At 31.3% G+C, this 14,601-nt stretch carries 11 protein-coding genes; 4 read left to right on the forward strand and 7 right to left on the reverse strand.

Going from position 1 to position 14,601, the window contains the following annotated elements; genetic code table 11:
• Positions 1-89: 89 nt before the first annotated feature.
• A complete protein-coding gene (locus tag CLHOM_RS07670; protein WP_052221115.1) occupies positions 90-2,180 on the reverse strand; it encodes a helix-turn-helix domain-containing protein in 2,091 nt (696 codons plus the stop codon).
• A gap of 315 nt (positions 2,181-2,495) precedes the next feature.
• Between CLHOM_RS07670 and nuoE the strand changes: the two genes are divergently transcribed.
• Genes nuoE through CLHOM_RS07685 form a run of 3 tightly spaced genes read left to right on the forward strand, consistent with a single transcriptional unit; the run spans position 2,496 to position 6,622 of the window.
• Positions 2,496-2,975 carry an NADH-quinone oxidoreductase subunit NuoE gene (gene nuoE, locus CLHOM_RS07675; RefSeq protein WP_052221116.1) on the forward strand — a complete coding sequence of 160 codons (480 nt, stop codon included), beginning with the start codon at positions 2,496-2,498 and terminating at the stop codon, positions 2,973-2,975.
• Between the two features lie 12 nt (positions 2,976-2,987).
• Positions 2,988-4,874, forward strand: a complete 1,887-nt coding sequence (locus CLHOM_RS07680) for an NADH-quinone oxidoreductase subunit NuoF (RefSeq protein ID WP_052221117.1) — start codon at positions 2,988-2,990, stop codon at positions 4,872-4,874.
• 29 nt (positions 4,875-4,903) lie between these two features.
• Complete coding sequence (locus tag CLHOM_RS07685) at positions 4,904-6,622, forward strand: NADH-dependent [FeFe] hydrogenase, group A6 (RefSeq protein ID WP_052221118.1); 1,719 nt, start codon at positions 4,904-4,906, stop codon at positions 6,620-6,622.
• Positions 6,623-6,712: 90 nt separating this feature from the next.
• On the opposite strand, the gene CLHOM_RS07690 is transcribed toward CLHOM_RS07685, so the two are convergent.
• The 4 genes from CLHOM_RS07690 to CLHOM_RS07705 form a co-directional block, all read right to left on the reverse strand.
• Positions 6,713-7,873 (reverse strand): SpoIIE family protein phosphatase, encoded by a 1,161-nt coding sequence (locus tag CLHOM_RS07690; protein WP_052221119.1) that lies wholly within the window; start codon positions 7,871-7,873, stop codon positions 6,713-6,715.
• Positions 7,873-9,582 carry a [Fe-Fe] hydrogenase large subunit C-terminal domain-containing protein gene (locus CLHOM_RS07695; RefSeq protein WP_052221120.1) on the reverse strand — a complete coding sequence of 570 codons (1,710 nt, stop codon included), beginning with the start codon at positions 9,580-9,582 and terminating at the stop codon, positions 7,873-7,875. The genes CLHOM_RS07690 and CLHOM_RS07695 overlap by 1 nt, the downstream gene beginning before the upstream one ends.
• Before the next feature lie 2 nt (positions 9,583-9,584).
• Positions 9,585-9,830: a (2Fe-2S) ferredoxin domain-containing protein gene (locus CLHOM_RS07700; protein WP_052221121.1), complete on the reverse strand. Its 246-nt coding sequence runs from the start codon at positions 9,828-9,830 to the stop codon at positions 9,585-9,587.
• A 122-nt stretch (positions 9,831-9,952) separates the two neighbouring features.
• On the reverse strand, positions 9,953-10,978 hold the full coding sequence (locus CLHOM_RS07705; protein WP_052221122.1) for a YeiH family protein: 1,026 nt from the start codon (positions 10,976-10,978) through the stop codon (positions 9,953-9,955).
• 156 nt (positions 10,979-11,134) lie between these two features.
• Between CLHOM_RS07705 and CLHOM_RS07710 the strand changes: the two genes are divergently transcribed.
• Positions 11,135-12,010: a LysR substrate-binding domain-containing protein gene (locus tag CLHOM_RS07710; RefSeq protein ID WP_052221123.1), complete on the forward strand. Its 876-nt coding sequence runs from the start codon at positions 11,135-11,137 to the stop codon at positions 12,008-12,010.
• 5 nt (positions 12,011-12,015) lie between these two features.
• On the opposite strand, the gene argB is transcribed toward CLHOM_RS07710, so the two are convergent.
• Both argB and CLHOM_RS07720 read right to left on the reverse strand, forming a co-directional pair.
• Positions 12,016-12,894 (reverse strand): acetylglutamate kinase, encoded by an 879-nt coding sequence (argB, locus tag CLHOM_RS07715; RefSeq protein ID WP_052221124.1) that lies wholly within the window; start codon positions 12,892-12,894, stop codon positions 12,016-12,018.
• A 61-nt stretch (positions 12,895-12,955) separates the two neighbouring features.
• A complete protein-coding gene (locus CLHOM_RS07720; protein WP_052221125.1) occupies positions 12,956-14,488 on the reverse strand; it encodes a methyl-accepting chemotaxis protein in 1,533 nt (510 codons plus the stop codon).
• Between the last annotated feature and the right edge of the window lie 113 nt (positions 14,489-14,601).

Genomic DNA, 14,601 nt, shown 5'->3' on the forward strand with positions numbered 1-14,601 from the left:
GGCTTTAGCATTCACTAGGTTGCTGAACAAAAAGTACAAATTTGTTCAACTTACTTAATTTACATTTTATAGAATAACAAAAAAACACCTTAAAATAGGTGTTTTTGTACTTTTTGTAATGTAATTAATACTGCTCCATAGCCTTGTATCTTAGATATTAAGTTATATACTGGTTTCTTTTTTGCAAAATGAAGAGATATTTTTGGCTTTGAAATATTATATATAATTTCTACTTCCTCTTCTGTAAGCCTTTTTGGTCTTCCCATGGAAATCCAATTATTATAAGCAGATCCTACCTTTTCACCTATTTCATATATAGTTACCTTATAGTCATATTGAAGATTTTTTATTGAAAGTGATATTTCTTTTTCTGATATATTTTTTTCTCCTCTTTTCTTTGATAGTGCTTCAAAATCAATAAGCTTATTTATATCTTCTGTAAAACTGTATAAAAGTATTTGATAATTATCTTCACAAGAAGTTACAATGTACCCGTCACCTTTAGAAACTAGCTCATCGCCAAGCTTTGATAAAAAGTAATATGCATAATAGGAGGATTTTTTTATACCATTGAGTGCAGTAAGTCCTGGTGCACCAAAGAATAATTCATTTTTCATAACAGAATTTTCCTCAACTGTGTCATAAGCTTTTAAAAATAGCATATTCTCTTTTTCATTTATAAAATTATAGATTATATAAGGTACCATGTAAGAAGTATCATATATAAAATTTACATTCTCATCTTCAATAAAGGGCTCTTCTACGATGTCCTCCAATTGATATTTATCAAAAATTTCTTGAGCTGCTAGAATATATTCCTTGGGAAGGTCTTTAGATACTCTAAACTTCCAATTTCCCACCTCTTCAATTCCATATAATTCTTCAAAATATAGAATAAAGCTTTCAATAAGCCTTAAGAATGCATCTATATTTTCAAATACCTTATCAAGAATTATTATTGGCTTAAGCTGTATATCAACTAAAAATTCCATAAGTTTTTCTACCTCATTCCAATTGAGAAAATCTACATTTTCATTGAAATATATTCTCATATCCTTATGAAACAGATATTGAACTATACCATATTCAAAGCCTATATCCTTTTGAATATCTTTAACAAAACTTTGCTCTTTTTCCTTTAAAAGCTCAAGAGCATCTCCTAAATTGATTACCTCTTTCCAATAGTTATTAAGTTTGCCAATGTTACTAGATACATCTGCCTCAATTTTAACTATTTCTTTTTTATAATTAAATCTATCATAGTCCTCTAAGTAATATGAAATATAGTCTATTGCTTCTAATATTGGTATCTCCTTTAATTTCTTTGCTCTTTCATATTTTTCTTCTTGGATATAATTCTTTTTTCTAAACTGAAGAGGTGTCATTTTATAATACATTTTAAAGTATTTGTTATAGTAGCGAGTATGTGAAAATCCTACTTCTTCGGAAATTTCTGAAATGGTTTTTTCCGTATCTAAAAGAAGCTTAACAGACTCATGAACCCTTGTAGAATTTAAAAAATCCATAAAATTAGTTCCAGCCATGTTTTTTATCTCATGAGACAAATAATATGAACTTAAGAATTCTCTCTTAGCTATGTCTTTAAGGCTTATTTTATTCATGTAGTTATTATATATAAACTTTGTTATTCTGTGGTACCTTTCAAACTGAACTTCATTCTCTCTTAAGTCCTCTTCATCGTAAATTAAATAATGAAAATTATTTAATAAATGGAATAAGAGTTTTATCATTTCCTCTTCTATCTTTTCATCATAGTCATCACTTTTTTGAATAGCCTCACAGGCTAATATGGACAAGAATTTTCTAAGTACTTGATATTTTTCTTTTTCCTGAACCCCTTCTTCTGAGGAATTGGTATAAAAATAAATATTTTTCACATCATTGTAGTATTTTTCAAAAAAATCTAAATCAATTTTAAAAGTGAGTACCTTATTATCAAAATCATTAGAATATATTCTATGTGGTTCATCTGCATTTACTATTTCAATCTCCCTTTCCCGTAGTTCATAGGTTTCTGATTCCATTTGTACAAATATGGTACCTTTTAAAACAAAAATAATTTCGAGACAATTATGCCAATGAAGCGGATAATCCTCTATTGCATCTAAATTTATGTAAATTGGAAGTTGTTCCATAAAGGTTACATATTCTCTTCTCATAAAAGCCTCCTTGTTTATATCTGTAATAATATTATAGCATCATTATAACCCTTATTGATTTTTAAAATAGACAATTTGCAAAATATACTTAATTCATAATTGTCTGAAAATTAACAAACTTTAATAGTTATTTTAACGATTTATGTAAGTATAATATACTGATTTTGGAGTTACTCATAAACTATTCCGTAAAATACTAGATATTTTTTTATCTTTTTTTTCAATAATACTATTTATTCATCAAAAAGTTTGATATAATTTAAACAATCAAAAGTAATTATTAATTTTATATTAATTTTTAAGGGGGTACATCTTTTGTCTTGTAATAGTTGTGAAAAACAATATTTTGAAGAACTTGAACAGTTTATCGACAGCCTTCTAGATAAAAATGGTGCGTTAATTGAAGTTCTTCATAAGGCTCAAAATACTTTCGGTTATTTATCTAAAGACGTACAGAGGTTTATAGCTAATAAACTTAGTATACCTGTTTCTAAGGTTAATGGGGTTGTTACCTTCTATTCTTATTTCACTGAAAAGCCTACCGGTAAATATGTAATAAATATTTGTATGGGAACAGCTTGTTTTGTTAGAGGAGCTGGTGACGTGCTTGCAGAGTTTGAAAAAAGACTCAATATCAAGGTAGGGGAAACTACCTCTGATGGTAAATTCACTGTTCAGGTTTTAAGATGCGTAGGAGCTTGCGGACTTGCACCAGTAGTTACTATCAATGATAAGGTTTACGGTCATTTTACTAAGCAAATGGTAGATAAAGTTTTGGCTGAATATGAGGAATAGGAGGAACTTACATTGAGTAGAATAAATTCTTTAGAGGAACTAAAAGAACTATACAAACAATATTCTGAGGGATTGAAAATTAGACAAGATCATTCTAAACATGACTGTTCTGAACATTGCAATCGCTATTTAACTGTATGCGGTGGAACCGGATGTAAATCTGCAGAGAGTGATAAAATTGTAGAAAATTTAAGAAATGAAATCGAAAAAGCTGGTTTATCTGACAAGGCTACTGTTGAAATTACAGGCTGCTTTGGTTTCTGTGAAAAAGGTCCTATTGTAAAAATAAGCCCTGACAATACCTTTTATGTTAGCGTAAAGCCTGAAGATGCTGAAGAAATTGTAAAAAAACACTTAGTTGAAGGGGAATTTGTTGATAGATTACTATATGAAGAGCCTTCTGTTGAAAAAAAAGTTCAAAGACAAGATGAAATGTCTTTCTATAAAAAACAACTAAGGATAGCTCTTAGAAATTGTGGACTTATTAATCCTGAGGATATTAAAGAAACGATTGGTGTACAAGGATACCAAGCTTTAGGTAAGATATTAACAGAAATGACTCCAGATGAAGTAATTGATGTAATGAATAAATCTGGATTAAGAGGAAGAGGTGGCGGCGGCTTCCCTGTTGGCAAAAAGTGGAGTTTTGCTAAATCTTATAAATCTGACCAAAAGTATATTATTTGTAATGCTGATGAAGGTGATCCAGGTGCTTTCATGGATCGTTCTATTCTTGAAGGAGACCCCCACAGTGTACTTGAAGCAATGGCAATTGCAGGATACTCAATCGGAGCCTCAAAAGGAGTTATTTACATTAGAGCTGAATACCCTCTTGCAATAAACAGATTAAAGATCGCAATTGATCAAGCTAGAAGCCTCGGACTATTAGGTGAAAACATACTAAATACTGGATTTAATTTTGATATAGATATAAAATATGGTGCTGGAGCCTTTGTTTGCGGTGAAGAAACTGCCTTAATTCATTCCGTTGAAGGATGTCGTGGAGAACCAACAAACAAACCACCTTTCCCTGCTGAGAGTGGTCTTTGGAATAAGCCAACCTGCGTTAACAACGTAGAAACTTTAGCAAATATACCTGCAATCTTAATGAATGGTAGCACTTGGTATAGTTCTATAGGAACTTCTACTTCAAAGGGAACTAAGGTTTTTGCATTAGCAGGAAATATTAATAATGTTGGTCTTGTTGAGGTTCCTATGGGAACTACTCTAAGAGAGATTATTTATGAAATAGGTGGTGGAATAAAGAACGGACATAAATTTAAAGCTGTTCAAACTGGTGGTCCATCTGGTGGATGTATCCCTGCTTCCCACCTTGATATAGCTATAGATTATGAATCCCTTACTTCTATAGGCTCAATGATGGGTTCCGGCGGAATGATAGTTATGGATGAAAATAACTGTATGGTTGATATAGCTAAATTCTATTTAGAATTCACTGTTGATGAATCTTGCGGAAAATGTACTCCATGTAGAATAGGAAATAAACGTCTATTAGAAATATTAACGCGAATAACTAATGGACAAGGTGTTCCAGAGGATTTAGATAAATTAAGAGAACTTTCTCAAACAATTAAAGATACTTCCTTATGCGGTCTTGGACAAACTGCTCCAAACCCTGTACTTAGTACTATGGAATATTTCTTAGATGAGTATGAAGCTCATATATTTGAAAAAAGATGCCCATCTGGTGTATGTAAAAACCTATTAAGCTATGAAATTACTGATAAATGCATAGGTTGTACTAAATGTGCTAAAAAATGTCCTGTATCTTGCATTAGCGGCAGTGTTAAAGAAAAACATGTTATTAATACTAATGCATGTATTAAATGCGGAGAATGTTTCAACGTATGTCCAGTGGCTGCAGTAATTAAGAAGTAGTTGATAATTCTAGGAAAGAGGTGTGAGATTTGAGTTTAGTAACTCTTACTATAAATGATAAAAAAGTTAAAGTAGATAGCGGAACTACCATTCTAGAAGCTGCAAAGCTATTAGATATTAATATTCCTACTCTATGCCATTTAAAGTTACATGATAATGTTGAGAATAATCCAGGATCTTGCAGAGTATGTATGGTCGAGGTAGTTGGAAGAAAAAATTTAGCTCCAGCCTGCAGCACTCCTGTAGCTGATGGTATGGTTGTAAAAACCAATTCTATTTGGGCAATAAAATCTCGTAGAACAGTAGTTGAGCTTCTCCTTTCAGATCACCCACAAGATTGCCTTTTATGTGAGAAAAACACATACTGTGAATTACAAAAATTAGCTGCTGATATGGCAATAAGAGAAATGAAATATGAAGGGGAAATGTCTACATTCCCAATAGATAGATCTAGCCACTCTATAGTTCGTGATTTAAATAAATGCATTTTATGTAGAAGATGCGAAACTGTATGTAATAAGGTTCAAACTGTATCTGTTCTATCTGCAGTAGATAGAGGTTTTGAAACAGTAATATCTCCTGCTTTTGGAGACAATATGTTAGATACAAATTGTACCTTCTGCGGACAGTGTGTATCCGTTTGCCCAACTGGTGCTTTAACAACAGTAATAAATACCTCAAAGGTATGGGACGCATTAAACAACAGAAAAAAATATGTTATAGTTCAGACTGCTCCAGCAGTAAGGGCTGCCCTAGGAGAAGCCTTTGGAATAGAAGCTGGTACTGCAGTTACAGGTAAAATGGTAGCAGCTCTTAAAGCACTTGGTTTTGATAAGGTCTTTGATACGGACTTTGCTGCTGACTTAACTATAATGGAAGAAGCTACCGAACTTATGAATAGAATTAAAAACGGTGGCAGACTTCCAATGCTAACAAGTTGTTGTCCAGGTTGGATTAACTTCTTTGAACATGAATTCTCTGACCTTTGGGATATACCATCTAGCTGTAAGTCACCTCAACAAATGTTTGGTGCTGTTGCAAAAAGCTACTATGCTGAAAAAATGCATATAAAGCCAGAAGATATAATTGTAGTTTCCGTAATGCCTTGCTTAGCTAAAAAATATGAAGCTGCAAGACCTGAAATGGGAAATGATGTAGATATAGTAATAACTACAAGAGAGCTTGCAAAGATGATTAAAGAAGCTGGTATCAGCTTTAACGATCTTAAGGATGAGGAATTCGACTCTATTCTAGGAGAATCTACTGGGGCTGCAGTAATCTTCGGCGTAACTGGTGGAGTTATGGAGGCTGCTCTTAGAACTGCTTATGAATGGATTACAGAAGAAAACCTTGATGATGTAGATTTTAAAGTAGTTCGTGGTTTGCACGGAATAAAAGAAGCTACTATAAAGATTAAAGATAAAGAAATAAAAGCTGCAATTGCAAGTGGACTTGGTAATGCAAGAAAGCTTCTAAATAAAATAAGAAATGGTGAGGCTAATTATGAAATAATAGAGATAATGGCTTGCCCTGGCGGCTGTATTGATGGTGGTGGTCAACCATTCATTCATGGAAACTATGGAATCCTTAATAAGCGAATGGATGCTATTTACGAAGAGGATAAGAATAAACCTATTAGAAAATCCCATGAAAACCCAGCTATCAAGAAAATCTATGAAGAATTTTTAGGAGAACCTAATAGTCCATTAGCTCATAAACTACTTCATACAAAATACAGAAAATCTTAAGTTTATTATATATTTCCCCAAATATATATAAAGGGAGCATCATTAATTTTGATGCTCCCTACTTTATATTTAACATACATCTATTATTCACTAACAATATTCTATTGTAACTATTTTCCCTATTTCCTCTGCTGCCTTTTTTAGTTCTTCTAGCACCTTTAATTTTATACTTAATTCCCTAGGGAAATTTGGATTTTGGTGAACAGGATTTGTAGCTTTCCCAATAATCATTTTTAGGTGGGTGCAATTCTCTGCTATAATCTTTGCAAGTCTTGAAGCACCGTCCTTCTTATACAAAAACGACAAGTCCTTAGAACTTTTTACGGCCTTTAGCTTTTCAACTGCTGCATTTAAAGTCAATACCCCTTCTGTAACTAGGTTTATTCCCTCTAAGCTTGCTGTTGGTGGAATTTTCTTATTATAAATTTCAAAGCTTGTTACAAGTTGCCTTCCAATTTCTCTAGATACAATATTTGCGGCAGTACCACCACAAATTATTTTCATTCCTTCATTACTAATAAACTCTTTTACAACTTCACTATCCTTTGCTCTATTTTCAGGAGGCCCAGAAAATAAAGTAACATGTTCAGCCCTTCTAAGCTTTATTGTCATTACTGTAGTATCATCTCCCGGTTCATTTAAGTATAAATCTGCACAAGCACCTAGAAGGCTATTTGTAATGGCTTTTGCGGAATTATTATTCTCAACAACTTTTTCTAAATAATCAGCAACATGTGACCACTGCCATCCTAAATTCAACACTTTTCCTACCCCTGCATGAATTACTCCATCACTTACCAAAACCAAAGTATCATTTTCTTTTAAACTTACTATACTTTCCTTAACTTTTCTATTATTAATTTCTATAACCTTACTTTGTAAATCTATAATCTTCCCATTTCTCATAAAAAATATATTTGGATTATCAAATTGAACAATATAAGCTTGTCTATTATTAAAAATCTTAACTATACTTAAAGTAGAGTATGCTAGCTTTCTTACACTACAAATAGGCAAGGTATTAGTTATAGTATCTACTACTTCTTCAATTTCTAAGCCTTCTTTTAACATAGTAATAGCTATCTTTGATGTAAGTGTAGCTAAAATATTCGCCTTAACTCCACTTCCTAATCCATCAGATAAAACTGCAATAATGCCATCTTTAGTCCTAAAAAACTCTGTTTTATCTCCACAAAGTTCTTCTCCTAATTTGTTGAGACTTTCAGCTGCTATATCAATAAAGCTATTCATTAAATATCATCCTCTTTACTTTGAACTATTTTCTTTAGTTTTGTTAAAATTACCTTTGTCTCTGCTGTAGTTTCTCCAAGCAAACTAGCTATTTCCTGAGCTACTCTCATTTGCTTATCAATAACTTCTTGAGCCATGTCTAATGTATTTAATTTTAGCTCCTCTAATTTTTTTTCTTTTTTCTCATTGTTAGTTATATCAATCATGATAACTAAAATAGCTTTATGTTCTTCAATATATACTGCCGTCTCTAGAACTGTAAGATTATAATGCTTTAGCTTTACTTTTTTAGATAGAATAGATCTTTTTGTATCTCTAACATCAATAAAATCATCATCTTCCATAAGTATAGTAACAGGTTTCTTTAACGCAAAATCCCTTGCTACATTAAATAATGTTTCTGCTGAAGGATTAAAATTAATTATATCTAAATCATCATTTAAAATAAAAATAGCATTTGGAGTAACATCAAAAATTACATTAGTCAGCATTTCAGCTCTTTGTCTCATATATGGTAGGCACATGTTTTTCTCAGCCATCCCATTATAAACTGCTATGGCCTTTTCACGACAAGTATTGTAACCGCAAGCACCGCAGTTAAGTTCATCCTTTTCACGAATCTTCCCTATATCCTTTAATAAGCCTCTTATTTCCTCTTCATTAGGAATTGCAAAACTTGAACTTAGATTTATAAACTCCTTTTTTAGATAAGCATTATTAATGGAAACCTCCTTCTGCTGCCAACTTTTGTTATTTTTTTCACAATTATGGACATACTTTTCTATCTTATACTTTCTTAAGTATAAATTTTCCGCTTCTTCAGGCATTGCAGGTCCATTAATACAACTATTATTGCATAAATTCATTTCAATCCAAGTACTTTTAACTTCATTCTTTTCTAAAGAACCTAGAACTTGTACGCAATTATCTATACCATCTACTTTAAATATTTTCTTGTCTATTTTTTTATCTAAGGTTGCTGATATTCCACCAGCTATTGGATATATACTGGCAGCTAAATCCTCTGCATCAAAGCTTTCTATAGGAAGCTCATTTAAAACTATTCTTTCTTTTTGAAACCACTTATTAAGCTCATCAAAGGTAAGCACTGCATCTATGCTGTTGTCTTCTATTGCTTCTAGTTTTTTAGCTAGGCATGGTCCTAGAAAAACAACTTTTGCTTCTTCTCCATATCTTTCTTTAATAGTTTTCCCATGACAAACCATAGGTGATATTACTGGTATCATAGAAGCTATGAGGCTTGGGTAATATTTTTGAATTAAATAATTTACTCCAGGACAACTTGTAGTAATATAATTATCTTCGCAAGGATTGTTATAAAATTCACTATATTCTTTTGATACTAATGCTGCTCCTACTGCTGTTTGTTCTACGTGAGAAAATCCAAGCCTTTTTAAAGCGCTTACAAATTGACCTGCATGGTCAAACTTAAAAGCTCCAATAAAAGCAGGGGCTACACTGGCAACAACCTTGTATTCTTTATTGATATAGGTTTTAACTGTAACAAGCTCACTTTGAATTTCTTTAGCATTTTGTGGGCATATTCTTAAACAATTCCCACAAGCAATACACAATTCTTCTACTATTTGTGCCTGTTCATCTTTAACTTTAATAGCTTTTACAGGGCATTCTCTAACACACTTATAACAATTCATGCAATTGGCCTTAGAAAAATTAATTACTGCCATTTTTATTCCCCTTCTAATATATACTCCCGGAATACTTTTTCTGCTTCTTCCGGATTGACAGAAATAATTGGATTATTATCAATTTTTACTGCTACAGCCTTTACACATTCTCCCTGGCAAAAGGCTGCAATTAATTCCACTTCTTTTTCTAAATTATATTCTTTAATTTTATCTTGAAAAACTTGTATAATTTCATTAGAACCCTTCAGATAACACGCACTTCCTATGCAAATACTAATTTTTTTCATACACCTAACCTCACTTTACTACAGTATATCACAAAATAATTTCATCCCCTTTATTAACATAATATTTAGAATTTATATATTAATTTTTAATATCCCCATTACTAATTAAATATACTATAAAGCTATTTTTTTAATAAGATACTTATCAAACTAATTGCACAAATTATTTGAACTGCTGCAAGAGTTATTGCATAATAAGATGCCCTTGCTCCTTGTTTTAATAATTCTCTAAAGTTAACCCTCATTCCTATTCCTGCTAAGGCTATTATTTCAAAAATGTTACTAACTTTCTTGAACATTTTAGATACTTCTGGAGATATAATTCCAATGGTAAATAGAAAACACATAATGAAAAATCCAATTACATACCAAGGTATCTTAACTATCTTACCTTTACTACTTTTATTTTGTAAGTTCCCCTCCCTTGAAGTTCTATTTTTTAGATTACCTAGCACTATAACAACAACTACAAGAAATATAATACGAACTATCTTAAATACAGTTGCCAAATCCTTTACTCCCTCATTAACTAAGCTTCCACTGGCAACAACCTGTCCAACAGATTGAAGAACTCCTCCTATTAAAGCAGAGGTTTTTAAAGTGTCTAAAGAAAATATTAATTTCCCAAGAAGAGGTAACAAAAGCATAAGAACAGTTCCTGTAACATTTACTATTGTAATAGTGATACCCTTGTCCTTATCATCAGCATTTATAACCGGAGCAGTTGCCGCTATAGCAGAAGAACCACAAACGGCATTTCCACTGGCCATAAGATAACGAAAGTTTTCTGAAAAACCTAGCTTTTTTCCTATAAAAATTGCCCCTATAATAGTTATACTCATTTGAATAATTATGAAAGTTACTCCCCTTAAGCCTAATTCCATTAAAGTTTGTGCACTTAAAGTTCCACCTAAAAGTATAATTGAATAAAACAATAAATTGCTTTCAGAAAACTTTGTGCCTTTAGATAATTCTTTTCTATTTCCAAAGGTATTCCCCACTGCCATTCCTATGAAAATAGCTAAGGATCCAGCCCCAACGCTCGGCATATATATTGCCATAAATTTACCTAAATAAGCTATTGCTATACAAATTAACAATCCAGGCAGGATTTCAAATATATCCTTTAAATTTATATTTTTCAACATAGATCATTCCCCTTTGTGCAAATTAATTTTAAGTACTTAAAATATAAATGAATTTTTGTATATTTTAAAGTATAATAAAACTATAGCCATAAGTAAAATATATATATTTAATAATAATCATTAATAATTCTAATGATTTTACAGGAGGTGAATAGTTTGCTTGAAGAATTAAAAACCTTTATTTCTGTTGTTTATTATAAAAGCTTTACTATGGCAGCTAAAGAAATTAACTTATCTCAACCTAGTGTAAGCTTACATATAAAGCACCTAGAAGAATATTTCCAAACCACCTTAATTAAACGTTCAGTTAAACAAAAGAATATTATTATTACCGAAAGCGGAAAATTACTATATGATCGTTCAAAGGAAATTGTTAGATTACTTGAAGAAACAAGAGAAGAGCTTTTGGACTATTCAAAAGTTGTAAAGGGGCATCTAAAAATCGGAGCTAGCTTTACCATAGGTGAATATTTTTTACCTTCCTTTTTAGGAAAGTTCTCTAAAAAATATCCAAACCTAGACTTGTCTGTTACTATAGAAAATACTCAACATATATGTGAGAAGGTTAAAAATCTGGAATTAGATTTAGGGCTAGTAGAAGGTATGGTACCCTCAAACAGCTTCATACATGATTATTTTTATAAAGATACAATGGTTTTAGCCTTACCTTACAATCATCCTCTTTCAAAAATATCCTTCTGTCCTGATAATTTTCAGAACTTGACTTGGATAAGCCGTGAAGAAGGCTCAGGTACCGGTGAGTATCTTCACTTTTTCTTATCCTCTAATAATATCATTCCCAAAAATATAATGATTTTCGGAAGCAACTATGCAGTAAAGGAAGCTGTAAGAAATAATTTAGGAGCTACCATAATCTCTGCCTTTGTGCTGGACAATCCAATAAAAAACAAAGAAGTATCTGTAGTAGATACTTCAAAAGAGTATAATCGTAATTTTTCGTATATATTATCCAAAGAAAACTCCAGCTTAAAAACTATTAAAGTATTTATCGAAATGCTTAAAGGGCAATGATTTTATCAATAAATCATTGTCCCTACACCTTCGTTTGAAAAAATTTCAAGCAATAAGGAGTGAGTTACTCTCCCATCGATAATATGGGTTCTTTTTACCCCGCCATTCGCTGCTTCAATGCAGCAGTCAATTTTAGGAATCATTCCTCCAGAAATAACCTTTCTTTTGATTAATTCAGGTATATCCTCAACCTTTAGCTGGGGTATTAAAGTACTTTCATCCTTTGGGTCTGTTAGTACCCCAGGAACGTCCGTAATTAGAATGAACTTTTCAGCGTTTAGCTTCACACTTATTTTTGCTGCAGCTAAATCTGCATTTATATTATAAACTTTTCCATCTTCTTTTCCAAGAGCAACTGTTGAAATAACTGGTATGTAGCCTCCATTTAAACAGTTTTCTATAATTGCATCATCAACTTCAACTACATTTCCTACATATCCGATATCTGCTCCATCCTTGCCTTTCATTTTTTCTGCCTTTAATAGACCTGCATCTATTCCGCAAAGTCCTACAGCTTTTCCACCATTTTTGTGAATTAAAGAAACCAAATCCTTGTTAACCTTTCCTGCAAGAACCATCTGTACAACATCTATAGTTTCTTCATCTGTTACTCTTAGACCATTTATAAATTCACTCTTCTTCCCGATCTTATTTAGAAAATCATTAATTTCTGGTCCTCCACCATGAACAATAACAACTCTAATTCCAACACAGTTCATTAGTACAATATCTCTAATAACTGTATTTTTTAAATCTTCATTTATCATAGCGTTGCCGCCATACTTTATTACAACAGTTTTCCCATTGAATCTTTGAATATATGGCAATGCTTGAATTAAAATATCTGCTCTTTGAACATTTGTATCACTATCTTTGCTAAACATTAGAAAGCCCCCTATAGGTAATGTAAATTATTATATGAATAATTATACACCTTAATACAAATTATTCAACACTTATTCTAAGGTCAGCACCTATTACTCCACTACAAATTCCCTTGTCCATTATTGGCATTGAAACTGTTATACAAGGATTGTGAGTAATTGCAGAAATATACAAGGAAGAAACAAATTCTTTACCCTCAATACTTTCCTTAAACCATTCTCTAACCTTTGCATTTACAATTCCAGCTGGAGGATTAGAATATATAAACTTTCCTTTGCTATCATTGGTCCATATAGCTTCGATAAAATCATATTTACTCATAAACTTATCTAAAACATCTTTATGAAAATTGTATTCTAATGCTGTGAAGCTTTCTAAAGACAATATTTCACTTTTTATTAAATTTAAAGCATTCTCTGCACTAGCCTGAAACTTTTGAGAATTACTTTCTAATAAATTAATATCTGCTTTTTCCACAAGAGATGAAAGATTTTGAGAAACCTTGTTAATAAATTCTCCCATAGCGCTTATATCCTTAATATTGTCATTTTGTTTTATTATAGATTCATTAACATCTTTAACGCTTTCCCTTAAATCATCAACAGATTCTTCAACTACATTTATTTTTCCATTTATACTGTTTACTAAACCATATACTTTATCTGAACTATCTATAATGTTTGTTATCTTAACCTGTACTACATCGTAGGAATCTTTGATACTATTTAAGCTGCTTTCAATGTTTTCTGAGCATTCTACACTTTTTTTCACATTTAACACATTAGGTTTAACAGCTTCAATAACATGAGATACCTGATTAGTTATTTTGTATACCAGTTCAGAAATTAATGCTACTGATTTTTTGCTATCTTCAGATAGCTTTCCTATTTCATTAGCCACTACCGCAAAGCCTTTTCCTGCTACTCCTGCTCTGGCAGATTCAATTGATGCATTAAGAGCTAACAGCTGAGTTTGTCCAGCAATCTTAGCTACTGTCTCAAGAATAGATTTAATCTCATTAGAAGTATCCTTTAATTCTTCAATATACTTTACTGTAACATCAGTAGATTTTTCAATATCCTTTACATAATCTACTATTCCCATGATTTCAGAAAGGCTGTTATCTATTATCTCTTTTGACTTTATACTAGTATTATCCATATCATTTGAAGATATTTTTATATTTTCAAGCATTATTGCAACATTTTTTATCTCATCTATTACTAATTTTATATCCTCATAACTGCAAGTATTTAGTTTTTCCATCTCTATTGCTTCTTTTGTAAGTTTCTCAGTAAAATTAATACTCTCATTTAAAGTAAATGTTAATTGTTGTGATACAGAACTTACTTGATTTCCAATAACTTGACTTTCAAAAACATTCTGTATTAAGTTGTTTCTTAATTCATCAACCTTATAAAATATATCCTTTAATATTCCGTTTAAATTGTCCTTCTTTATAGTATAAGAATAATTCCCTTTAGATATTTCTGATACATATTCTCTTAGTATTACAAGGTTTTTATTTACCTTATACCTGCTTAAAACAACTATTAATAAAATTACTCCTAAAAATAAGATAACTGCATACATTATAATCCCCCTTCCAAAAACGAATATATTAATAACGGTACATATTTAATCACAAATTATTAATATATTGTTCGCTTTATTAATAATTTCATATTTATATTATAGCATAATAT

This window comes from Clostridium homopropionicum DSM 5847 (assembly GCF_001263795.1).
In the GTDB taxonomy this organism is placed as follows: Bacteria; Bacillota; Clostridia; order Clostridiales; family Clostridiaceae; genus Clostridium_H; species Clostridium_H homopropionicum.

Excerpts from the sequence above, each read along its gene's own strand:
- CLHOM_RS07720 (WP_052221125.1), bottom strand. The coding sequence starts at position 14,488 with ATGTATGCAGTTATCTTATTTTTAGGAGTAATTTTATTAATAGTTGTT.
- CLHOM_RS07690 (WP_052221119.1), bottom strand. The coding sequence starts at position 7,873 with ATGAATAGCTTTATTGATATAGCAGCTGAAAGTCTCAACAAATTAGGA.
- CLHOM_RS07705 (WP_052221122.1), bottom strand. The coding sequence starts at position 10,978 with ATGTTGAAAAATATAAATTTAAAGGATATATTTGAAATCCTGCCTGGA.
- CLHOM_RS07695 (WP_052221120.1), bottom strand. The coding sequence starts at position 9,582 with ATGGCAGTAATTAATTTTTCTAAGGCCAATTGCATGAATTGTTATAAG.
- argB (WP_052221124.1), bottom strand. The coding sequence starts at position 12,894 with ATGTTTAGCAAAGATAGTGATACAAATGTTCAAAGAGCAGATATTTTA.
- CLHOM_RS07700 (WP_052221121.1), bottom strand. The coding sequence starts at position 9,830 with ATGAAAAAAATTAGTATTTGCATAGGAAGTGCGTGTTATCTGAAGGGT.
- CLHOM_RS07670 (WP_052221115.1), bottom strand. The coding sequence starts at position 2,180 with ATGAGAAGAGAATATGTAACCTTTATGGAACAACTTCCAATTTACATA.